This window comes from Flavobacterium circumlabens, from assembly GCF_004345565.1.
In the GTDB taxonomy this organism is placed as follows: Bacteria; Bacteroidota; Bacteroidia; order Flavobacteriales; family Flavobacteriaceae; genus Flavobacterium; species Flavobacterium circumlabens.
Genome location: NZ_SLWA01000010.1, coordinates 19,657 through 42,765, shown reverse-complemented (window position 1 = coordinate 42,765; position 23,109 = coordinate 19,657). Strand labels below are relative to the sequence as shown.

Genomic DNA, 23,109 nt, shown 5'->3' with positions numbered 1-23,109 from the left:
GCTGAATTTTTAAAATTGACCACTTCTCATTTCATTTATAAAGGGCTGCAGCGCAGCACCGGAAGCACGTCCTCCTCCGCCATTTAGGGATTTGTAATAATCTTCACATATGGAGGCCTGCTGTTCTCTGTTGAATTCATTAAAATGGGCATGTTTAAAGGTTCCGTCACTATTCATATAATTGTAACCTTCGCCAAAAGCCTGTGCATGTATCGCCTGCGCCATGTATACCGATCCTGCGTGCTCATATTGTGCCACATGTGACAATTCGTGAACCATGGTTGCGGTGTCTTCTCCCGGTGCCGCATGAATGATATGCGCTGTGGTTACGGCTCTGTAGCCTCCTCCGGAAAAATAACCGGAAATGTACGCTACCAGAGAACCTTCATCTACATAGACCTGATCGTACGGAATCATTCCTGCCGGATGAACTTGCAGCGAAGCATTTATTTCTACATCGGTTAATTTTCGCATTCTGAAGATCAGTCCCCATATCAGCTGTAATATTTCAAAGATTCCAAGTAAATCGATAATGTATAATAAAAGTTTTCCTGCCCAGGTAAGTCCGCCCAACACGCCGTCCCATATCCAGGAGGCAAAACCTTTTATTCCCTGCCATGCCCAGACTGCTGCGCCAACGATACCGTTCCAGCCCCATTGGGCAAAGCCGGAAATACCTTTCCCTAGCCAGCCCAAAGTTCCTGTTAAGGCATTCCAGAGTTTGGACAGGCTTGGTGCCGTAATAAAATCGACAGCCCAGTCATACCCGGCAGCTACACCCTCTAAGATCCAGTTTGCTGCTCCCGATATACCGCTTCCCAACCAGCTAAAGACACCTTTTACACCTTCCCATAAATGTCCGGCGGCAGCACTCAGTCCGTCCCAGGCCCAGCCTAATACGCCAGTTATTGCGTCCCAGCCATGAACAAGTATTCTCCATAATCGGGATGGAATATTAGAAATGAAGGACCAGACATTGTTGCCCAGAAGACATAGTTTTTCCCATAAAACAGTACCAATCACTTTAATGATCTCCCAGGCTTTACTTCCAAACCACTTAATTCCGTCCCAGACATAAGAGGCCGCACCCGATAACCAATTGAGCGCATCGCTTCCTAAGGATTTCATACCCTCCCAGACAGCAGTCGCCTGATCTCCGAGGTAAGTAGTAGCCGTATCCCAGGCCGCGCTTACATCACTGGCAAAACCAGAGACCGCCTCCGAAGCTGCCCCGGTTGCGGCATTCCAGCCTTCACTTACAGTATCGGCAAAACCGGAGGCTGCCTCCGAAACGGCTCCGGTTGCCGCATCCCAGCCGTCACTTACGGTATCTGTTGCGCTGTCCCAGGCATCGCCAAGCCAGCTTCTTTGTATTGGAGTCTGTTCTTTCTTTTGAACATTAGAACCTTGTTGTACGGTATGGGTAAGCTCATGTGCGAGCAAATGTTTGCCTTGTTTGCTGTCGGCATCGTATTTTCCGGAGTTAAAATAAATATCATTTCCGTTCGTAAAAGCCTGAGCACCTAAGTCCTGACTCATTTGCATGGCATTGCTGTCGGTATGGATGCGAACCTGACTGAAATCGGTTCCGAAACCGGATTCCATTTCGCTTTTTACCCCTTTAACAAGAGGTGATCCGCCGCCTTTACTGCTTTTTAGATTGTTTTCTATTTTGGTGTCATTTACAGTAGATTCACCAGTATTTGATTTTTTCTGAACAGGCTTCTTTTTATCTTCTTCTTTTTCTTTGCCTTTTTTTTGTATCTTTTTATCTTCGTCTTTATCTGCTTTCTTTTGTATTTTCTTTTTATCGTCCTCTTTTTCCTTACCCTTTTTTTGTGCTTTTTTATCTTCGTCTTTATCCGCCTTCTTTTGAATTTTCTTTTTATCGTCTTCTTTTTCCTTGCCCTTTTTTTGTACTTTTTTGTCCTCTTCCTTATCGGCCTTTTTTTGTACTTTCTTTTTGTCTTCCTCTTTTTCCTTGCCTTTTTTCTGTACCGGTTTTTCTTTCTCTAAATCTTGTTTCTGAACGGTGGATATAGTTTCGGAAATTGGTTTTTTCTGTACGCCTTCTCCTTTGGATTGTATTAATCCGCCACCTTTTTGTTTGTTCACTACCTTATCGGCAACATTATCTGCTTCTACCTCATATTTGTCTCCCACGGTACCAGTCGTTAGTTTTTTTTGGATTTTGGGTCCAAAAAAAGGAGATGAGGTGTGATTGTCCGGCTTTTTATTTTCTAAAGTTCTCATAACTTTATGGTTTTACAATTTGAAACAAATAAGTATTCTTGTTAACCTCAACGGGGTTAATTTTTTCTCAAACAACCTATGCTACCATAGTTTTAGCGTTAGCTTCTTCTTTCGGGATGATCTGATGTTTTTCTAATTCAATCTTTATTTGGGCATACCAGTACGGAAATATTTTAAACAGTCGGTGTTCAATTTCGTCTGTAATGTCTTTTTTGTACTTTTTAATGCCGAAGAGATGGCTATACCCCATTTCATTGGCATAGACGCTTTGCTCCATTATGTTTCTTCCTTTCAGAAGTAGTGTAGGTGTAATGTTATTATGGTCTAATATAGAAGCGAGATTGTATTGTTCGATTACAATACATGGTTCAAATCCTTGTTCTTTTAAGGGAGTAAATTCTTCGCGATGTGCTGTAAAAATTTCTTCCAGCTCATAGTAGGCGTTTACAAATTTCCTGCAAAGCGTGAGATCATTAAAACCCAGTACTCCACAACTATACGAGTGTCCTAAATTGGAATGCCAATAGGGTAAATGCTGCGTATATTGGTTAAAAAAATCAATTTGTTTTTTATAGTGCATTTCATATCCGCATTCTTTTCGTTCCAGGATAATACTATCGAAACTAAAATCGATTTTTCTTTTTATAAATACATCCGTATCCAGATGAACGAATGGTCTGGTCTGTTTTTCGATGGCATGAATTTTAGATTTCATCCAGAGTTCCTTATTTTTTTCATTACTCACTCTGGTAACTCTGCAGGGCAGCATGTATAAAAATTTATAAGCCGTTTCATCTGCATAAAGTTCAATGTCCTTGTACCAAAGATGACTGTATAAAACACTCAAAGCCGTCATGTAGATGGTTTCCTTCAGTTTATTGCCCATCTGCCAGCGGTTATTGATCAGCGGAAAAGCATCCAGACTGTATATAATTCTTGGTTCTTCTTTCATAAAATTATTTTTTAAGTGTTTGGAGCAGCTGCTTTTCTTCTAAATAGGAAATGTTGTTGTATAACGAAGCCTTTTTACTGTGTTTGTAAAGCCTTTTCCACTCGTATTTATGACCCATCGCCTGTGAGGTTACTTCCGGTAACTGCGTATTATGAAATACTTTCATCTCATTAAAAGTGGCATGCCAGACCATTCTGCCCAGTAAGGGTGATTGCGTGAGTTGTATTTTGGAAAAAATTCTTTTGTAATAATCCGTGTGAACATTCTTATTATTGACAAAGAATTCCGAGACTAAAACTTCCCCGACATTTATATTATAAAACCTGCTGAAATACCTTGTTATTCCATCCTGTTCTTCAATAGGCAATAAATCCTCTTCATTTTCATAAATAATATCGATATCATTTACGGGCATATCATAATAACTGCGGAGATTGATATAATCTGCAATTCCGCCTACAAACGCAATTTTTGACAAATCGAGTTTTTCAAAAATATTTTTAAGAGCCTGTTGCTGCTCATAGAAAATGTTTTTTTCATCTTCTTTCAGGAATGTTTTTTCTTCGGTATCCATATTTTTTAAAATTACCAGTCCACAAAAATTACTTTGTTTTTCCATGCCAGTTTTACAATTCCTAAATTCCAGGTAATCTTATCCAGCAGGATGTCCTGTGTTTTTCTTTCGACAAGGATTTTAGGATTATCTCCGGTCAGGATTATTTTCCCGGGTCTTTGTAAATATTCGTTTTGTAATAAGGCGACAGAGGAGTTTTTCATAACAGGCCAGTGGTCTAAAGCCGCCCGAAGCATTTCATTACTATGTTTTTTTAATTCTTCAGACAGTATGATGTTTCTGTTAATGGTTTGGCTGAGAGGAATGTTGCATAATAATTTTTCGAACAGCATTTCATTTTCATAATCCTGTTCTTTCGCTGTGGCGATATAATGTAAAAGATGTGCTGCAACTTCCGGATACTTTATCGTATTGTCTTTGTTCAGTAATTCACAATTCACAAAAAGCTGTTTCAAAAAGGGATGAATCAGTATCAGTCCCGCATTGTTTACATAATGATTGGAAGGAATTTCAGGAACTATTTCTTCCTTTAAAAATAAAGCAGAATCCAAAATTTCAGCCTCTTGGGTTTCTTTAGTATTGAATACCGAATTCATTTCTAAATCCTTTTGAGTACCGGACGCCGGAGCTTCATCGGTTTTAGAATTGGATTGTAACGGTGTGTTGCTGTTTTTTTGAAGTATTTCTAACGCTTTTTGTTCCAGAATGGTGGTTGTCGTCAGGATTTCCTGAGTAAGATTACCCAGTATTTCTAAAACAGATCTGTTGCTGATTTGTGCGTTGAGGTGTTCTAAAACAAATTTTGTCTCGTATTTTCGAACAGCTTCAAAAGAAGTAATCAGGAGAAGTAATTTCTCTTTGATACTACTTTCGGTATGCTTCAATAATTGGGACAGGATGATATCCCAGATTAGATTTCGCTGATGCAATCCTGTCTTAGATTGCGAAAGAACAGCCGTCATATTGGCTTTAATCCTGTCGATATTTTTCGAGGCCGTTTCTTCGGGAGCTGATGCTAAAAGAAATGTGTTTTTTAGAATGGTGTAAATCTGGTCATCCGATAATTGTTTTATAAAGCGGATTCTGATGGATCGGCTCTCTAGTGCAGTTCGTAATTTGAAGCCAAACGTTTTATCGCTGATCATTTTTTCAAATGGATCAGCTGCTGTCAGGTTTGACCTGCTTTTTGAATCAGCCCACCAGGAATGGGATCCGGTTTCTAAAAAACAGAAAAACTCATTGAGGCTTTTTTCTTTATTATCAATGAATTGGTACTGTTTCGTATCAGGAAAGCCCTGTTCCATTTGTTTCTCAATTTGTTTTTGAAATTGATTGATAATTTCGAGTTTTATAATTTCGAAATCAAAAGCAGCAGCAATAGAAAGATCCATGTTTAATTTTTCTATCTGAAGACTGCGGAAGGACATTTTTTTATCAAGCGTATCAAAATACGTTTCTAAAATAGGAAGCAGCTCGTCTTTTAGAAACGTGTCCAGATGGTCTTTGAGGTAATACGCGTTTTCTTTGGAAGGCGTATTCACCTCAACAAATAATTTATTGATAATATGTCGGTTAGCAGCCTGCACCTAGCTTAAATTACTGGATTGTGATTGGATGGCGTCCAAAATATACTGGGTGCCTTTAAACGAAACCATCAGGCCTGACAGGAATTTTTTTAATGTTCCGTTAGGATCGGTATTGTACTTCATTTTCACAAAACCTTTTAACAGCGTATCCATGCGGGTTGTAATCGCTGTAATCTGTTTTTCGAATGCTGTAAAGTTTTCTTTCTTCTGACATTTCAAGATCGTGTAAAACAGTTCGATATGACTTTCGGTGATAAAACTCAGTGCAGTTCTTTCGGAATCGATTTTAGTATTTCGTACAGCCAGTAATAAATTCTCGTAAATACTGTCTCTGAACATTTCGCTTAACTGACCATTAAAATCGCCATTGATGTATTCATTTGTATTTTCACCAACAGTGTTAAATTGATTTTCAATTTCGGTTAGGAGACCAATAGTTTCTTTACTATATGCATTTGCTTCAGGCTGCTGTTTGATATCTTCAAAACCCGGAAGTGTTTTTTTGATAAACAGCGCGGCATTTTTCGGGCAGGTATTTACAGGAACCCTTTCTATGAGGATTACTTCTTTTGCATCTGTACTTTCACCGCATCTTTTATTCATTGCCGTAAGTGATACGGTTATAGATCCGGTGTTATATTTAGAGACAGAGCGTATTATGGGGTCTTTAGATTCTGTTTCTATTACTTCTCCCGAAATATCCCATGTATATATTTCCGCATCTGTAGCATTATTGGTAAGTGTAAGATCATCCTCTTTTATGGCATAATTGAAGCGTGCTAGCGGCGGATTTTGTATGGTAATGACAAGATCTGTAGGTTTGCCATTTGCCAGTATAATGACTTTGTCTACATTTTCAGGAACATCATAACCAATAAAAACATACTGGCCTGAATCATCCTGAGATACACCGTCACCACTTAAGATTACCTTGTTTTTGGATTCGATGGTAAGAACATATGGGGTATCGTCATTTCTGCAGATGTATTTACTTTCAATGCTCACTTTAATATCCGTAATCTCAAAAGTTACCGAATGGTTCACCTGAAAACTGCAATTTCCATTGTCCCCGATAGCGGTTACCGGAAAACTATAGCTGTCTTTAGCCGGTACTTCATAGGTATAAATATGCTGAATTTTTGTCTCTGTAGTAGTGATGCTATCGGTTCCGTCACCAAAATTCCAAACGTATTTCATGCCTTCCTGATTTTCTCCGGTAATGGTAAAATCGGCCGTAACTTCATTCGTTTTCTCTGATTTGGTGATTACAATGGTGAAATCAAATTTTGGTTTTCTGAAAATGGTTACTTCACATTTTGTGTCAAGATTATTAACCGTAAAAGTTATTGTTTTTCCAATGAGTTCTTCGCTGACCAGCTTCGGATCAAAAACAAATTCACCATATTGATTTTTGGTAACTCCTCCGCTTAAATCTTCGTCTATATCGGCCTTTACAAATCCTCCGGTTGGTGTTACATGAAACGGATAATACGGAGTTGCTTCATCAAAACAAAGTTTGTCTACCGGTAATGACAGCGCTATGAAATTATCATCGCAGCACAAATAAGGCAGCGTAAAGTCGGCTATGATTGGATTTAATACAACAGATTCGCCATTATCGCCTTCCTTTTCAAAATCACCTGCAAGGGAATTGCCTCGTGGAAATTCATACGGATAACCATAGCCATAATAATACGGATACTGGTTGTATTCGCCTTCAATATAAATCATGACAAAGGTGCCTCCGGGTGCTACACCTGCTTTATGTTCGTATCCATGATTTTTGTTCAGGTAGTAAGAAGTAAAATTTTCAATAACTTCCTGTGCTTCATAGGCATTGATGCCCAGTACCACGACATTAAATCCTAAGCCGTTCTGACGTCTGATATCCTGAATAATTTTTAAGGCCTCTTTGTAGTTCTTGCCGTGATGTCCTTCAATTCTGTAAAAATCAGAGTCTGCAACCACTTCCAGCGGACGTTTTGTGTTTAAAAAATTGTCGTGATAACTTCTGTTGCTGCGTTGTTTTCCAATAGCTGTTTTTTCGTAATCCCAAAGTTCAATAAGGTGATTTCCCACATTATTATAAAACGGAATCGCTTTTTTACCTAAAACACCTAATTCAAAACTGGGTGTTATTTTTATCGCATTGTAATTCACATTATAGTTGGCCAACAGTTGTACACAGCGTTTTATAAGGCTGTACAATTGCTGCAGGTCCGTGCTTTTTCCGTAGCAGATTTTAATTTCCTTGCCTTCCAGATCGATAACAAATTCGGCAACCGTACCTTCTGCACCCGGTTCCAAAAGCGGGTCATAGGGTAAACGATCGTTGGCTGTACTCAGGTTTTGACCTGTGAGTAAAGGTGATTTGTAAAAAGCATGTCGGTACTCAAAACAAGGCCCGCTTTTTAATACTTCTCCTAACATTAAGTGTTTGGGGAACGATTTGAGGTCCGGGCAGCAAAATTCGCCATCCATAGCAGACAATAAGAGTTTTATCTCCTTGTACGTATCAATTAAATCGTTGAGAAGATCGTATCGGTATTGAAAATCCGGAGGGACATTCGCATCGTTAAAACTATAGATTTCGCCCAGATTTTTTTTAATAGAAGCCAGCATTAGCGGCATTTGCAGACCATTCAATAGTATTTCAAAACCATCACGCAGTTTGTTAACCACATTGTTTTTAAAGAGACCCTTGGTGAATTTCTTTTTAACTTCATTGTAATTGATGAAATTTTCAGGCTGCAGTACGATACGGTTGGATATGACGTCCGGTAATTTATAGTACAGGTTAGCGAAATTGGCGGCCGTAATAATTGTATCGTGGCTGTTAATTTGTGTGGCAACATCCTTACTAACCAATAATGCCTTGTGATTGCCAATAATTTCCAATCCCTGATTATCACACGAAAGGCTGACACAGAGATCCAGATCTTTTTCATACGATTCGATATACAATAACACTACAGCATCATTTACATCTAATCCTGTATTGTCTTTCAGATATTGTATCGGGAAAGTATTGGCATTATCGAGCGCTTGCTGTTCAAACGTTAAGAGTTCGAAGATTTCAAGCTGATCCGTACCGTTATAGAAATAAGGTTTGTATGCGGCCTTTTTATTGTCGTATACTTTATAATGTGTGTATTGTTTGCTTTCAAAATCTATGACTTTTTCACCGTTGGGAATAGTATTATAGAGATGAAAGAGATCACCATCAGTAGATATTCCGCTGCCTTGTGTTATAGAGAGGTTTTTTGCAGCTTCATTATAAGAAACCTGGAAACCGCAAATGATCCCTACGCCACTGAGGCCAATTCTGGAAAGACGGTCCTGATCATCAAAATAATCTACAATCTCGTTAAGATGTCCTTCTGTAAGTACCTGATTTTTTGTAAATTTTCGGTACAGAGTTGTTATGGTTGAAAGTTTTGCTAACATTTTGAATGGTATTTATAGTGATCCTAAATTTGTTTTTCCTAGTATTATTTTTTCGAATTGATTTTCATTTTCGTCGCTGCAATCAAATAGTCTTCCCGTAGGATATAAATTGCTAAGGCTGGATAAGGACTTAATAAAGGGTATAAGTTCTGTTTCCGGTTGTTCCTGGTTCAGTGCCGTTTTAGCAAACAAATAGGCTTTATAAGTGTTTTCCAACTGCAAGAGTTCATTCTCTGCCGGGTTTTCAATTTCATTTTTCCGATGTCCGATCCAGCAGATTTTTGCCAAAACATGTGACGGTAATTCTTCCTTAATTACTTTTTCCATATAATTCCTGAAATCGGTGTTTGCGAAACGCAGGGTGTATCCGGGCAATACAATGCTTACACGATAGGAGTACGGATCTAAAGGTTCGCAGCTTTTGCACTCATCAGTACAAATCGGTAAAAAGGTTGCCGGATTTACCGTAGTCAGATTTACATCCGGACGAAGCATCATATGTTCGACTATAAACATGCCTTCCTCGGTGAAAACTTCTTTCATGAAGTATATTAAATCCAGAATAGACTGTTTTAGTTCCTGTAAAGTGTCATAGTACGTATATCGCTTTGCAATAATGCGGTCGGGATTGTCTTCATCCGTAATTAACGGATTAATGATGTCATACGAATATTTGCCCGAATCGGCCTGATGAATCTGAATGTTATCAATAACTTCAGGATCCGAAATTCCGTTTTTAAAGGCTTCTTCTACATTGTATTCCCGCGTCTGGATAATTTGTAAAACCGCAAAATACAATTCCCTGTTGGCTGCTGAGGTATCATAATACTCATCAGTTGCCGAGAGTATAATATTATTTTCAGTATCCCTGATTCTCCATCGATACACCAGCTGATTGTCGGAATCGGTAAAATGGTATAAATCAACAAAAGAATCTGAAAGGTGTCTTCGGTTGTAATCTTTGATCCCCAGAAGTCTGGAAATCCTCTTTTTTACACCCGAAACATTATCGGTATCCCATAAATTACTGTGCGGTTGCTTGTAATAGTTAAAAGAATTGCCGCGGTTTTTGCTTACGATTTTATAATCTTTCAGAAAGTCTTCTTTGGTTTTTAGGACTACTTCGTCTGTAGCCGTACCGTAAATACTTTTGTTGATGAAAACATATTCGGAAAAACGCTCTGCAAAACGCCCTAAAAGGTGGTCCAGAATATCATTTCTTCTCTCAATGTTATTGTCCAGTTGTTTAAAAAGTATTTCGGTCAGATATGCATCGTTGTTTTCAGGATAATCGCTTACCAGTTCACTAAGTCCGTCGATGTCTTTAATAGCCTGCGTAAAGAATGTTTTGGTGAGATTACCGCTTACCGAAAGCATTTCATTAACCTGACCCAGATGTTTAAAATAGCTGCCCAAAATCTGATCAAAGAATAAAAGATAGCCTTTGAGTTGTTTTGCCTGTGATTTTCGGGCTATTGTAGCTCTGGTAGGCAAACCGGTTTCTCCAATACCATACGTATCCGGAAAATCGTTTTGTATGGTGGTATAGCTGTCTATTTCAAAATAATTGCCGGCAGGTATTTTCAGTTCTTTATTGTGGCTTGAAAAATCGGTCGCCTCGTCTTTTACAGCTTTAATCTCATCAAGATAAACCTGAACCTGCGCTTTGTTGATATTGAGCGGCAGCAAACCTTTGTTATAATTGAAAACACTTTTATAGCATATTACCGGTTTTTGGTATTCCTTGAGACAGAGTAACCATTGATTGGCATCAGGTTCCCCATCGCCGCAATTTCCCAGAGAGATATCTTTGATGGTTATAACGCCCGGAACATTCATTATTAATTTTATAATATCAGACAATCGTACTTCACTGGTGAGTTCCGCTTCCATTAACTCTTTGGTATCTATAAAACCATTTTCCAGAATCGGGCCGTCAAAAATTTCTAAGGAAGAATAGCCTTTCTCTATCATTTGCTGAACCGAATAAAAATTAACGGTAGTCGATAAATAGCCATCCAGTGCCTGTAAGACAAGCGCATGCACCATTTCTTCATCGGCTTGCGTATCGACTTCAATGCTGGCGCAGATTTTTATCGGATATTCCTCTACTTTTATAATATTGATCAGATCCTCGCACAGATTGCGGTTGGCATGGTATTTTGCTCTGATTTTTTCTTTGACACTATTAATTTCGGAAGGCTTTTTGCTTTCAAAATCTACATAAAGATCATACAATCCTTTAAGTTCAAACTGCTTTTTAAAACCTCTCGGAACTTCATTAAAATCTTTATAATCATAAGACAATTCATTATCCTTACAATTGACATAGACTGTTTTTTTATGTTTCGCAGGCCAGCAATTTTTAACGCCGTCAATATCGATAAACAGTTTTCTGTAATCGAGCGCCGTCACCGGACTGGTAGGCAATACTTCCGAGGCTTTAAAAAACTGCGAAGCAATCCCTTTGCTCTTGTCATCGGAAGCCAGAATATTTTCGATAGGAAGATCCATTCGCATTCCAAGATCGGTTATGGCGTAGCAAAGCATCTCCAGCATCGTTATACCCGGATCGTGCGAGTTAAAATCAGTCCATAATTTGCCCCCAAGATCTTCTATATACTGAATACCTTTTTTTCTCAGGTAAAAGAAGTCCAGGTCGTCTCCGGTGGCAACTTTTTTGGGAATAGTGTTATGTGGATTTAATATTGACATGTCTCTGGTGCTTGAATATTAGGGTTTTTACAAGTTTTGATATCGGTAGAAATGATATGGTTTTTTACGGATACAAGAATACGTTTCGGGTTCGATGGCGACACTACCGGTAAAAATTCCAGCGCAGCCTGATAAGCAGGATCATTTACATTTTCGGGTTCCGCAGTATCGTCCAGTTTCGCCATTTCTAATTCTGCCAGATAATCTACATAGTATAATTTTTCGATGTAGTCAATTACAGTGCTTCGGTGCAGTTCAATTCCAAAAAGAATGTCCTGAGAAGTGTCAAATGCCCACGGAGACAAGAATTTTGCGATATCTTCATTGAGCTGTTTTTTATAAAAATTCTCATCATATTCCGGATAGAATCTGACATTTAATTTGACCACCACTTTTTCGTATTCCGGATTTATGACTGCAGCCTCTACATGCATACTGTTTAAGTTGCTGATGTAATTCTGAATCTTATTTAAGGTCGCCGTACTCACTCGCGGCTCATAAATATCAAATACATTTTTGTTGATAATATCCGGAACGACAATAAGCGTTACATCGCCCGGTGAAAGAAAGGAATTGGTGGCATTATTGGTATGGTTCAGGCATTTTACGCGGAATACTTCCGGAAATTCCTGAAGGATCAGATGTTCATAATCCCAAAGTGTTATGGCCCTGTTTTTATGGCGCAGACGCTCGCTTGCACGTTTGTAATACGTATCATCCGATTCCTGGGGTTTTCCGTTAAAAGAATTAAAAGGCTGTGATACACTTTTGATTTGTGTGATACGGCTAATAAGTTTGGAAATCGTTTCGGCAGGCAATCCCTTTTCCAAATGCGACAACTCATTTTCGTTGTTGAAAAATTCGGCTGTAACGACCTGTGTTTTTACATCGATCACTTTGCAGACGGCATCGTACGCTTTATGCATTTTTGCTTTGATCCAGATGAGGTTATCCGGAAATAAAGTATTGGTTTTGGTTGCCTGTTTAGGAATGTTAAACTTCAGGATACCCGACTTTAAAAAATTATCGATGGAATTTCCCAGAATTTCATTTTCAAGATTTTTCCAGTAGTTATCGCAGAGTACAAACCATTCCACTTTTTGTTTCCCGGTAAAGGATTCGGCCAGTGGATTCTCGCTTCCTTCCAGGATCTGAAACAATAAGGCAACCTGCTGTGCTGTTTCTGCCTCGTCAAGTCCGATATAAAATTCGCCTCCATTACAATAATCAGGAACCAGATGGCTTGCAATCGCACTATTTACAGCCAGAACCGCTTTTTGTCTCGCCAGTTTTTTTAAATAAGAATGTTCTTCACTCTGGCCAAAAGGGGCTTCATGAAATAGTTTTATTCGTTCGGTTCGGTATTCTTCTTCGGCTTCATTGGTAAAATCGGTGGTTTCTTCCGCCGTATAATTTAAACTGATCGCTTCTGCAAATGGCGTATAGGCTTCATTTGGAATAAGCGTTTCGGGAATTTTGCTCATGATGGCGAGCGTATATATTTTTGGATACAAAGAATGCAGGAAGGACTGATTTAAAGTCAGTCGAATCGGTCCGCTTTTGTCAATGTCATAGGTATTTCCTGCTACGGAGAATTTGGTTTCATACAGCGTATCTTTCTTTGTAAACAATACGGTGCTGGTATTTTTAGCCTCCCAGTTTTCTTTATTCAATACCGACACAGTCGCTTTAAAATAAGCATCTGAATCTACAATAAGATCCGATGTATTCGAATTTAGTACCAGCTTGCCTTTATCCGGAGTAGTGACCACAATGTTATCTTTCGGCTCTGGATCTTCCGGCTGATTGGCCGATAATTCCTTTACTATTTCTTCCATAAACATTCCCTGGTAAAAAATGTTTTTGCTTATTGTAGTAAGGTATTTGCTTTTGTAAGCGTCATAATGGGTCTGGAAAGAAGTTGGCGTATTTTTCCAATTAATAGTAATGTCAACATTTTTCCATTTTTTCGAAAAGATTTCCGGATAATTGATAAGAAACGAAGAACCTTTAGTGGGTTGTGTCGTAAAAGGGTAGAAAGGTTTGGTCGCATTGAGCAGACCTGTGTCGCTTTCCAGTGCTAAAGATTTAACATCTTTTACATCTACTTTTACCGTAATGTCACTAATGGTTTTGTTGACTAAATTTCGAAACAAAGAATGCCCTTTTTTATTTTCGGTATGAATTAAAAAGCGAACAACAGGCTGCGTAACGGAGAAAGATTCGCCCAGTATTTTTTGATCATAGTTGACAATGGCAGGAGTATCTTTTGAAACCTGAAAGACAAGTCTTAACTGATTTCCTGAAATACTGGAAGCACCAGCTGCACCATTCAGCTTAAAATCACCCAGCCATTCTTTTTCACCACTGCAAAAAATACTGATAGTATCGGTAAGATCATTTGCCGTAAAGGGGCCGGATTTAAAAGTAAAGACTTCTTCAAAATTGATGGTGATGTCAATATTTCTTTCCCCTTCCTGTAATGCCAATAACGGAGAAGCGATTGCAAAACCCAGTTTGGCAGCTTTCAGTTCCGTATATTTTTTTTCAGCAGACGTATATCCGAATGGCAGCCAGTATTTTGATTCCTCTTTAAGGCTTTCTCCATATCCGTCAAGGGAATTAGCCACTTCACTGGATTTTATTTCTCCCAGATTAATGTCATTATATACACTTTTAAGTTGTATGATCTGCGCTTTATTAGCAATGAGTTCTTCGGTGGTTTTATAAATAAGTTTGTTTCCTTCAGCATCTTTTCCGGCATCTAATTGCGTTTGTGGTGCAATTCGTTCTTCGGTACTTTTTTTGGCCAATTCAAAAATGATATGCACTTTATCGGCTTTTGCCGGAAGTTTTCCGATTTGTAAAATGTCTTTATAAAAGAAATCCAGGTGTTTTTTTGTAATTAAATTAAAGCGTGTCTGAGATAATTCCAATAGTTTTAAGAAACATACAAAAAGGGTCATGTGAGGGGTTAGCGTACCTTCAAATTCGATGCTGCTAAGGGTTTTGGATATGTTTTGTTTTAAAACATTATAAGGTTTGTCTTTTCTGTACGGGATATCTTTTGGCAAGCCAAAATGATCAAAAATCTCCTGCCAGTTACCGGCTGCATTTTCGCTATCGTTGGTTTCAAAGAAATTAACTTGTTTGGCGAAATTATAGGTAAAAAGCAACCAGTCTTCCATATCAAAGTCATGGAGCTTCAGATTGTCGGGATCGAGAATAGTATTCAGGCGATCGCCCTGATCTGTGCCATTTCTTTTAAATAATATATCGTTTGTATGGTCGCTGTTGTTACACATAATACTATTAAATATTAACCCTGTTGGGTATTATTCATTAAACGTTTCATTAAAAACTTAGAAGCATAGCTTTACTTTTTTTTCGCAGACCGCAATTTTTTGCCACGCCCGAAAGCTATCAGGACAAAGGATTTAAATGGATTAAAAATCTGCCTGATCTGCTAAATCTGCGGGAAAAAATTACTCTCGCAGATTTGGCAGATTTTGGAGATAAAAAAATCATTCTCATCTCTTTAATTTGTGGCGAAATATTTTAGCATATATTTTGCCTTATGAATTGTCACCCTGAGCGGAGTCAAAGGGCGCTCCAATTGGTACTTGGGCTTCGACTTCGCTCAGCCTGACAATTCGACTTCGCTCAGCCTGACAAATATTGAGTTGCTCAGCCAGCCAGATAGTGATCAAAAAGAATTATCAACCCAAAACTCCTAACTCATAACCCAAAACTCATAACTCATAACTCACAACTCAATACTAAATATTAGTTCCCTCTTCTATATAAAAAGGATAAACCATATTAGTTCTTGAATTGGTTGCCCTTATTTTATAATCTAAAACCACTAACAACTCCCCATTGAGATCATCTCCCTGGCTGATGTCGATTTTCTCCACATCAATACGGGGCTCGTGGTACAAAATGGCGGTCTTTATTAATTCAGATACAAAGGTTTTTAGTGTTCTGTTCAGCGGATTAAAAAGAAGTTCATCCATATTGCAGCCATATTTAGGCAGCATAATGCGTTCTCCTATTTTGGTTGACAATAAAATTTCGAGACTGCTCTTGATGTCTTCCTCATCAGAAATCATTACAACAGATTTTGTTGTTTTCTTAAATTCGGGTGGAAAACTCCATCCGGTTCCCAAAAAAGCTTGTTCACTTTCCATAATTAACCAATTAAAACAGTTGCTAATCCCGCTACTATTGTTCCGCCATGTGCGGTTGAATCTCCCATTCTGGCTGCAGGTTTCCCGCCAATCAAAACCGTTGATGAGCCCATTGCAATGCTGTCGGGCGGACCGCTGCAGGTGGCCATATCGCCAACACAGGCTGCCGGAACTCCGCCAATTAAAACCGTGGGTACGCCGGCAGGTAAAATCGGACCTCCAACATGCGGAACGGTTGCGGTTACCATTGGGCAGACATGCATATCTGAAACTCTTGCGGCTGGTGCTCCCATGATGCTAATTTATTTGTACAATACTTCCTTTTAAGATGGCAGTGGCTCCGGAGGATACTTCCGCACCTGCACTTCCTTCTGCCTTAAATTGTGCGGAGGCACTGATTGAAACATTGGTTCCTTCAATTTTGACATCTCCGGTCGCTTTTATTTCGATGTTTCCGGCACTTTCCATTTTGATGCCCTTGCTGTCGATCGTGATCACGTTCGAATTTTCATCTTCGATAATAATGACCCCTTTGTCTTCATCAAGCGTGATTTTTTTCCCGGCAGGAGTTTCAATTCCGATTGATTTTTTTTCATCGTCAAACAAAACCTTCATTTCGCTGCGGGTTACAATTCCTTTTTGATGATTCGCATCGGCAGCTGTTATCGGGGCAGGTTTTCCGCTGCTGTGCAGCATGCCCAAAACAATGGCATTATTCGGATCTTCATTGATAAAACCGATGATTACTTCATCTTCAATTTCAGGCCTGAAAAAAATCCCTCTGTTTTCTCCTGCATCCGGAGAAGCTACGCGGCACCAGATCCCTTGTTCTTCATTGTTGATGATGGGAATCTTTACTAAAATCCGGTCCTCACCATTGGGATCACTTTCGAGTTGCGTTACAATTCCGGTGTGAAGCCCTTTTATAGCGGGAATGATTCCGGAACCGGTGGGCGTATGAATGTCAAATGTTTCAGAAAACCATTCCGGATTCAATCCGAATTGTGCATCAATGGTCCAGTTTCCTGCTGCTATTTCATGAAAAACTCCGGTGATGTACGCCTTTCCGTTAAACCGGTCACCAACGCCTTCGAGCATAATGATCGTGTTGGGTTTTACGGCAGGGATTCCCTGAAACTTTACTCTTCCGCGGATTTTGGATAATTGCTGAAAGAGCAATTTGGCATCGGCCCAATCCTGAAGTTCCACATCAGATATATTGCCGCCATGACGCAACTCCAGGTTTTCCAATTCGATTGTTCCGGCCAGATCTGATGGCGATAAATTTCCGTTTAAGGAAATAGCCGGATCAGTCGCTTCAATTTCAACCAATTCCTGATTGCTGTAATCCCAACTGTACGAAGACACTTTTGCAAATTGATTCCTGGCATCTATTTCAGCATCAAAATCCAATAAACTGGATCCGAAGGTTACCGTTTCAACAGCTGCTGCTGTTATATTGGGTTTGCTGATGGTGATTTTACCATTCTCCACAAAACAAAGTTTGCCGTTGGCCTGCGCCCGTGACACTATAAAATCCCAGTCGGAGGTATTGTACTGAACCAGTTCTTTATGACTGAAATTCGTGGCTTCTACCTCTTTTTCCAATCCGTAAGCATCAATGATTTCCTCAAAGGCTTCGCTGTCTTTTACATCATAGAAATATTTGCTTTTTCTGCCGATCGTAAGTTTTACAGCTTCGTCTTTGCATTCGATAATCAACAAAGAGGCACCGCTTTTTATTTTGATCGAATGTTTGATGACAATGCCTTTGTAAATCGTTTCTTCATCGTTGTGATAACCGGCCGTTATTTCAATTTTTTTACCCGGAATTAACAGCTCTTCATTGCTTAATTTAAAGTCTCTTTCAGAAGCTTCTCCGTCTGTCAGCACAATTTGGGCCATAGGAATCCGGTTCACCTCATTTTGTACCACAACACTTTTTACCTGATAGGTTTTAGATAACTCTTCTCCCTCAATTAAAATTTTATGCGTTACTAAATCGGCACTTTTACTGGTTTGTATGACTCCGCTGTTGTTCATCAGGATGGTTTTTGTAAGGGTGGAAAAAATAGTTTTTGCCCTGTTTTTAGTTTTCTGAAATTGACAATGTTATTGACCCGGGCGACTTCCAGATAATATTTGGAATCGCCGTAGATCGTAAAGGACATCAGCGGCAAAGTATCACCGTCTGTTACCGTTCTGTAATGCGTTAAATCGGGTGACTTATTGTTTTCTTTGGCAGCCCTTAAATTATCTTCCACAAAACCCTGGAATTTTGCTTTTGCAATCGCCCTGATTGGCGTACCGTCGGGTTTGAAGAGTTTGAATTCCACATTCATTTCGGTCAGTGCGCCTTTAAAGAGCAGGGTTCCCCAGGAAATAATCAGGTAATTGGGCTTGTGTTCGTCACCATTGTAATCCAGGATCACTTTCTTGAATTTCTCAATGTCGTCAATGATTCCATCGTCAGAACTGGCATAGCCGTTAATTACTCCCGACCGGTCAAACACGAAATCGAGTTCCAGATTTTCGGGTAATTTTTTATTGAACTTCGGAGAAACCGTACTCGTGCCGGAAGCCTGAGTTTCATCGGTTTCAATTTTATAATGATAGGTGTACTTTTCCGGATTCATTAAAGTAGAAAATTCACCATCCGCAATTTTGTTGTTAAATTCCGGATCACTATAAGCCACAACTTTAAGTTTTTCTAATTCACCAGCCATATCATCGTTCTTTTTTACGTTCCATAATTTTCATTACCTGTTCCACACATTCGGCTACCGGATCTTCCCCCTTGCTTTTTGAAGCGTCTGCTTTAGCATTTGGTTTTGCTCCTTCATCGACGTTTATCCTGATGTGAAGTTCTTTTATTTCTATCGGCATGACTAACTTTTAATTAAAGTGAAATAATTGTAGGTAAGTTCAAAGTTTTCGACAACGAGCTTACTTTCTTCCGCATTAAAATCCTCAACCGCCCATTTTACAGGGTAGGCATGAACTACATTCCATGAAATCAGGGGCTGATGTTCCTCATCGAGCAATTTGATGGTCAGGTTGACAGGCTTAAACGAAAAGTTTTCGATAGCATCCCGACACCAGTCGATCACGGCAGAATCAATCAGCATTCCCCTCTTTAAAGTCAGGTTTGGATATTTGGTCTTTACCGGAAGTTTATGCTTGAATCGGTTTTCACCACCTTCGGCTATCTCTTCAGTTTCAATATCGACAGATAAACCGGAAACCGATTGAAACTGATGGTCTTTAGTTTGTGAACCAAGACCTTCAAATTCAACTAAAAAGTGAAAACCGACAGGTGGATAATAGTTAGCCATGATTAATCATTTTGAATCGATAAACCTTCATGCACTAATTCCAGCGATTCGATGGCGACTTCGTTTCCGTCGGCTTTTAAATCAGTCGACTGCACTTTGGTGGGCCATGCATTTTTTACTTTCCAGGTAATCACCGGTTCGTGTTCCTCATTCAGCAATTTGATGGTAATGTCCCTTCTTTCGATGGTGTTTAGTTTTACCGTATTCCACCAGGCGTAATATTCATTATCGCTTTTAAAAGTCCCTCTTTTCATCGTAATGTTAGAGAACTTCTGCATACCCGGCATCTTGATTTTGCTGTACTCCGGACTTGCACCCTGACGGTATTCGATCACTTCGGTTTCTACATCTAATCCGGAGACCTCTGTAAAACCTATTTTTGTTCCGCCCCAGTCTACTGAGAAATGAAACTTTGATAATGGATAACTCATGATTTATATTTTTTTAATGTTGATAGTTAAATTAAGATTCCTGCATTTTGTGAGAGAAACGAAGGATGATGAACTCTGCCGGACGAACCACTGCCATTCCGATTTCAATAATCATTCTGCCTTCCAGGATATCCAAAGCCGACATCGTCTGACCCAGTCCAACCCTTACGTAAAAAGCCTGTTCCGGTTTTGCTCCGGCCAAAGCTCCCGCTCTCCACTGAAGGATTAAGAAATTCTCAATCATTGCTCTGACTCTTATCCAGGTATTGGCATCATTAGGTTCAAATACAAATTGTTCGGTTGCTTTCTTGATGGATTCTTCTGCCATGTTAAAGAAGCGTCTCACCGGTACATAACGCCATTCGTTGTCATTACCTGCCAGGGTTCTTGACCCCCAAACCAAGGTCCCTTTACCTGTAAAACTTCTGATGGCGTTGATGGATTTACCGGCTACAGTATCAACATTTAAGTTGTCCTGATCACCATTTGTTATTTTTAGTGTTGGTTTTATCACATAGTTAATACCTACATTGGCAGGAGCTTTCCAAACGCCTCTGTTAGAATCAACACGGGCGTAGATTCCGGCTACGGCGCTGCTTGGAGGCAGTGTAAGAGGAAGCGCTCCGATTTCTGCTTTTATGGCATTGTAAGATTTGTTGTCTAAGCCCTCAATATCACCCAGGTAACGGCCGTTCATGGCACCGTTGTTGGTGTCTTCAGAATTAATAGCATTAATTTCGGTTTTGATATCATTAACCAGTGCAGTTATGGTTTTTCCGGGCACTGGTTTGTTAAAGACGTCCGTTCCAATTGTCAGGGTATCATCCGGTAAATCAAGAATAGAAGCCGGAGCAGAAAATTTAAATAATTTTGCAATCTCAACCACTACATTATCTACCACTGTACCTAATGCTGCAGTTGTTTTGGAAGCAAGTACTTTTGCTCTCAGGTCATCCAGGGCTGTTTTTACACTTTCAATTTTATCAGTACCTTCAAATAAAGTCACAAATTTTGCCAGGGCTGCCACAAGAGGAGCTTCGGCACCGGGATTATCATCTTTAACAGAGGCTATAACCGAATTGGCTGCGTTTTCTACTGTTTTTTTATCGGCAATTAATAAACCTAAATCGGCAGTTAATGTAGTCAGCTTGTCTGCAAACCCATTTTTTAAATTAAGGGCATAATTGGCAGGCCCGGCAGCTACATTAAAACCTGTCGGATTAGGAGAATCTATAAATAAAAGGACATTCGCTATTTTTCCTTCGATAGTATCATCTGCGGGAGTTCCGCCTGCATTACTAATACTGACAATGCTGGAAAGGCTGGTTGGAATTGTTAATAAGGCCTTATCAACATCGTTTGATGCTGTACTTATCGCGTCAGGAACATTCGTGATATGATGGATTAAAATATCATCTTCGTTGTAGCGGTAATCCAATATAGTTTCCAGGTACGGATAGTAAGCAGCGCCGTATTTCAGATAGTCTTTCTCCAGCACGATTTGATCTCTCAAAGCAGCAGCATCATCTTCAATATCATCAGAAGCATAGGTGTCAATGATTGTAAAACGATCCTGCATATCATGGCATTGTGTCAAGGCATCACCATACAGCGCATAAAAATCAGCTTCACTTAAGGCCTTTGCATCCGGAAACAAGATCAGTGTTGGTTCATCTTCCCCTTTTAATAAGTCAAGACCATTTTTTAAGCTTTTTCCATTTAGTAAATCATTAAACAGAACAGTATTTTGATTACCATTCAGATCTTCATATCTGTCGACAGATACAATATAACAAGGTCCGCCGCCATTTGCAAAATACATCTGAAGGGCATAATACATCAAAAAAGGCTTAGGATTGCTGGGTTGATTTACTACAATTTGTCTGTCAGTAAGAACATTGTCAGTGACCACATCTGTAATTTCTACAGCTATAGAATCTTCAGGATACGCGAACCCGAAATACGTTTCATAATCCAGTAAAGAAGTAATTCGGGTAGGAACCCTGTCTAAATCGTTCTCGATTTTTTTAACAGCTTTTTCTGTGTAGCCAATAAAAGCGGGAATTGCTGTTTCGACCTGAGCAACAGAAGGAGGGAACTTTACGATTTCCTCAATATATACGCCAGGTGTTTTGTAAGTTGTTGCCATAATTGATTGTTTTAATTATTAAATAAATATTTCCGAATAATAATCACCATCATTTTTTGTTATTGATTTTACAGATGGATTAGGATATTGAGTGTCTGGTAATTGAGAGGGAGTAAAGTCTGCCGCCGGATCAATTTCAACAAAACCCGAATAGGTTAGGGGCTTGACGGCATTGGTTCTAATTGTGATGGCTGTTTTCCTGTTGATATATCTCCAAAGCGTTTTCCTGTTGTCAAAATGAATCTTAAAATTGGGTGTAATCATTTTGCCCGAATCAGTCACAATGTTTTTTGCAGCAGTATCGGCTTTCATGCTCAGGGACAGGATTCCGAAAACATCTTGTCTTTCTGCGGTATGAAGTTCGGATAGGAATTGCGCTGTTGTTTTTTCAGATACTAAATAGGCATTTGAAATCAGGACATTCTCATTGCTTTTCGAAATGTATTTAAACGTTACCGGCTCAGTGGAAGGCTTGACGTTGCTGAATAAAAACAGTTGATCCGGGACAAATTCCAAATCGGTGTAATTCTCAAACTGATAGTCCTTGACAGACACGATAAAGTCCAGTTTCAAATCAGGAGGAAGACTTATATAGGGATCAGTTTCATCGGCTTCTTTCACTTTAACGTATACCCGGATTCCCGTTTTGGTTGGTTTAAACGCCATTTTGTAGTTTCTTAACCTTGTTTGGGTTTCTACGGTTGGGGTGATAGCGGCAAAGGAATCATAATCGAATTTTTGCAGCATCTTTTCCTTATCCGGTGTCGACATACCGGCATACGTATCTTCACCACTGTTCAGAAAATAATTGTGTAAAAATGTTACTTCAAATAACAATCCGTATGTAAGATTAAAACTCATGATTGCTCTTTTGTTTTGGTTATACCTTTGACCCTGCTGATCAGTTGTCCTTCGCTTTGAGCGATATTGCGTTCAATTTGTATCATGCTCACTTTGTACAAAGCCGACGGAAATTGTTTACCGCCTAACGTTCCCCAGATATAGTTCAGCTCTTCAAAAGTGGGCGTGTAGAGCTCTACCGAGAATCTGAAGTTGTCAATATTGGTCATGGCAACATTATTTCGGTTGTAAATAGTGTTGGCTTGTGTAAAGAGTTTTTTGCCCTGAAAAAAGGCTATGATTTTCGAAATATCATTCAGCGAGTTGATGTATTTATTTCTATTGGCGCTAAAAAGTAAATACAGATTTAAATTAATAACACTGTTTTTATAAATGGTTTTATTGTTTTCAATCGCATGATTCGGAAAGTTCTTTAAGGTAGATTCCTCATCCAGATTGATTAAGGTCAGTGCTACTTTATCTTCTAAATTAGCCGATACGATTTCGTTTTGGGACTCTAAAAAAGCAATATTTTCAGCCACAACGGTTTTATCCAATCCGATTTCGTCGAGATAGTTGTTTACTTGTTCTGTAATTATCTGAATAACTTCAAAAATCATCTTATAATAGGTTTTAA

17 protein-coding genes are annotated in these 23,109 nt (G+C 39.2%); all 17 read right to left on the bottom strand.

Going from position 1 to position 23,109, the window contains the following annotated elements; genetic code table 11:
- Positions 1–9: 9 nt before the first annotated feature.
- On the bottom strand, positions 10–2,253 hold the full coding sequence (locus EV142_RS20105; RefSeq protein ID WP_132037641.1) for an eCIS core domain-containing protein: 2,244 nt from the start codon (positions 2,251–2,253) through the stop codon (positions 10–12).
- 76 nt (positions 2,254–2,329) lie between these two features.
- Positions 2,330–3,205, bottom strand: coding sequence for a DUF6734 family protein (locus EV142_RS20100; protein WP_132037640.1), 876 nt, complete (start codon positions 3,203–3,205; stop codon positions 2,330–2,332).
- A 4-nt stretch (positions 3,206–3,209) separates the two neighbouring features.
- Entirely contained in the window at positions 3,210–3,779 is a 570-nt protein-coding gene (locus tag EV142_RS20095; RefSeq protein ID WP_132037639.1) for a hypothetical protein, read from the bottom strand.
- Between the two features lie 11 nt (positions 3,780–3,790).
- A complete protein-coding gene (locus EV142_RS20090) occupies positions 3,791–5,365 on the bottom strand; it encodes a contractile injection system tape measure protein (RefSeq protein ID WP_262710742.1) in 1,575 nt (524 codons plus the stop codon).
- Complete coding sequence (locus EV142_RS20085; protein ID WP_132037637.1) at positions 5,366–8,812, bottom strand: PKD domain-containing protein; 3,447 nt, start codon at positions 8,810–8,812, stop codon at positions 5,366–5,368.
- A 12-nt stretch (positions 8,813–8,824) separates the two neighbouring features.
- Positions 8,825–11,527: a hypothetical protein gene (locus EV142_RS20080; RefSeq protein ID WP_132037636.1), complete on the bottom strand. Its 2,703-nt coding sequence runs from the start codon at positions 11,525–11,527 to the stop codon at positions 8,825–8,827.
- Complete coding sequence (locus tag EV142_RS20075; RefSeq protein ID WP_132037635.1) at positions 11,515–14,832, bottom strand: baseplate J/gp47 family protein; 3,318 nt, start codon at positions 14,830–14,832, stop codon at positions 11,515–11,517. Before EV142_RS20075 ends, EV142_RS20080 begins: the two co-directional genes overlap by 13 nt.
- Before the next feature lie 474 nt (positions 14,833–15,306).
- Entirely contained in the window at positions 15,307–15,717 is a 411-nt protein-coding gene (locus EV142_RS20070) for a GPW/gp25 family protein (RefSeq protein WP_132037634.1), read from the bottom strand.
- Between the two features lie 2 nt (positions 15,718–15,719).
- Positions 15,720–16,010, bottom strand: a complete 291-nt coding sequence (locus tag EV142_RS20065) for a PAAR domain-containing protein (protein ID WP_127339440.1) — start codon at positions 16,008–16,010, stop codon at positions 15,720–15,722.
- Positions 16,011–16,014: 4 nt separating this feature from the next.
- A complete protein-coding gene (vgrG, locus tag EV142_RS20060; RefSeq protein ID WP_132037633.1) occupies positions 16,015–17,760 on the bottom strand; it encodes a type VI secretion system tip protein VgrG in 1,746 nt (581 codons plus the stop codon).
- Complete coding sequence (locus EV142_RS20055) at positions 17,760–18,443, bottom strand: CIS tube protein (RefSeq protein ID WP_132037632.1); 684 nt, start codon at positions 18,441–18,443, stop codon at positions 17,760–17,762. The genes vgrG and EV142_RS20055 overlap by 1 nt, the downstream gene beginning before the upstream one ends.
- A 1-nt stretch (position 18,444) precedes the next feature.
- Positions 18,445–18,603 carry a DUF5908 family protein gene (locus EV142_RS24175; protein WP_164502544.1) on the bottom strand — a complete coding sequence of 53 codons (159 nt, stop codon included), beginning with the start codon at positions 18,601–18,603 and terminating at the stop codon, positions 18,445–18,447.
- Between the two features lie 2 nt (positions 18,604–18,605).
- Positions 18,606–19,052: a phage tail protein gene (locus EV142_RS20050; RefSeq protein WP_132037631.1), complete on the bottom strand. Its 447-nt coding sequence runs from the start codon at positions 19,050–19,052 to the stop codon at positions 18,606–18,608.
- A gap of 2 nt (positions 19,053–19,054) precedes the next feature.
- Positions 19,055–19,483: a phage tail protein gene (locus EV142_RS20045; RefSeq protein ID WP_132037630.1), complete on the bottom strand. Its 429-nt coding sequence runs from the start codon at positions 19,481–19,483 to the stop codon at positions 19,055–19,057.
- Positions 19,484–19,514: 31 nt separating this feature from the next.
- Entirely contained in the window at positions 19,515–21,632 is a 2,118-nt protein-coding gene (locus EV142_RS20040; RefSeq protein WP_132037629.1) for a phage tail sheath C-terminal domain-containing protein, read from the bottom strand.
- Between the two features lie 18 nt (positions 21,633–21,650).
- Positions 21,651–22,493 carry a hypothetical protein gene (locus EV142_RS20035; RefSeq protein ID WP_132037628.1) on the bottom strand — a complete coding sequence of 281 codons (843 nt, stop codon included), beginning with the start codon at positions 22,491–22,493 and terminating at the stop codon, positions 21,651–21,653.
- Positions 22,490–23,092 (bottom strand): DUF4255 domain-containing protein, encoded by a 603-nt coding sequence (locus EV142_RS20030; RefSeq protein WP_132037627.1) that lies wholly within the window; start codon positions 23,090–23,092, stop codon positions 22,490–22,492. Before EV142_RS20030 ends, EV142_RS20035 begins: the two co-directional genes overlap by 4 nt.
- Positions 23,093–23,109: the final 17 nt, after the last annotated feature.

What these genes read in the sequence shown, in the direction of transcription:
- vgrG (WP_132037633.1), bottom strand. Translation starts at nt 17,760, where the DNA reads ATGAACAACAGCGGAGTCATACAAACCAGTAAAAGTGCCGATTTAGTA.
- EV142_RS20045 (WP_132037630.1), bottom strand. Translation starts at nt 19,483, where the DNA reads ATGAGTTATCCATTATCAAAGTTTCATTTCTCAGTAGACTGGGGCGGA.
- EV142_RS20075 (WP_132037635.1), bottom strand. Translation starts at nt 14,832, where the DNA reads ATGTGTAACAACAGCGACCATACAAACGATATATTATTTAAAAGAAAT.
- EV142_RS20050 (WP_132037631.1), bottom strand. Translation starts at nt 19,052, where the DNA reads ATGGCTAACTATTATCCACCTGTCGGTTTTCACTTTTTAGTTGAATTT.
- EV142_RS20065 (WP_127339440.1), bottom strand. Translation starts at nt 16,010, where the DNA reads ATGGGAGCACCAGCCGCAAGAGTTTCAGATATGCATGTCTGCCCAATG.
- EV142_RS20085 (WP_132037637.1), bottom strand. Translation starts at nt 8,812, where the DNA reads ATGTTAGCAAAACTTTCAACCATAACAACTCTGTACCGAAAATTTACA.
- EV142_RS20080 (WP_132037636.1), bottom strand. Translation starts at nt 11,527, where the DNA reads ATGTCAATATTAAATCCACATAACACTATTCCCAAAAAAGTTGCCACC.
- EV142_RS20030 (WP_132037627.1), bottom strand. Translation starts at nt 23,092, where the DNA reads ATGATTTTTGAAGTTATTCAGATAATTACAGAACAAGTAAACAACTAT.
- EV142_RS20070 (WP_132037634.1), bottom strand. Translation starts at nt 15,717, where the DNA reads ATGGAAAGTGAACAAGCTTTTTTGGGAACCGGATGGAGTTTTCCACCC.
- EV142_RS20055 (WP_132037632.1), bottom strand. Translation starts at nt 18,443, where the DNA reads ATGGCTGGTGAATTAGAAAAACTTAAAGTTGTGGCTTATAGTGATCCG.
- EV142_RS24175 (WP_164502544.1), bottom strand. Translation starts at nt 18,603, where the DNA reads ATGCCGATAGAAATAAAAGAACTTCACATCAGGATAAACGTCGATGAA.
- EV142_RS20105 (WP_132037641.1), bottom strand. Translation starts at nt 2,253, where the DNA reads ATGAGAACTTTAGAAAATAAAAAGCCGGACAATCACACCTCATCTCCT.
- EV142_RS20095 (WP_132037639.1), bottom strand. Translation starts at nt 3,779, where the DNA reads ATGGATACCGAAGAAAAAACATTCCTGAAAGAAGATGAAAAAAACATT.
- EV142_RS20035 (WP_132037628.1), bottom strand. Translation starts at nt 22,493, where the DNA reads ATGAGTTTTAATCTTACATACGGATTGTTATTTGAAGTAACATTTTTA.
- EV142_RS20040 (WP_132037629.1), bottom strand. Translation starts at nt 21,632, where the DNA reads ATGGCAACAACTTACAAAACACCTGGCGTATATATTGAGGAAATCGTA.
- EV142_RS20100 (WP_132037640.1), bottom strand. Translation starts at nt 3,205, where the DNA reads ATGAAAGAAGAACCAAGAATTATATACAGTCTGGATGCTTTTCCGCTG.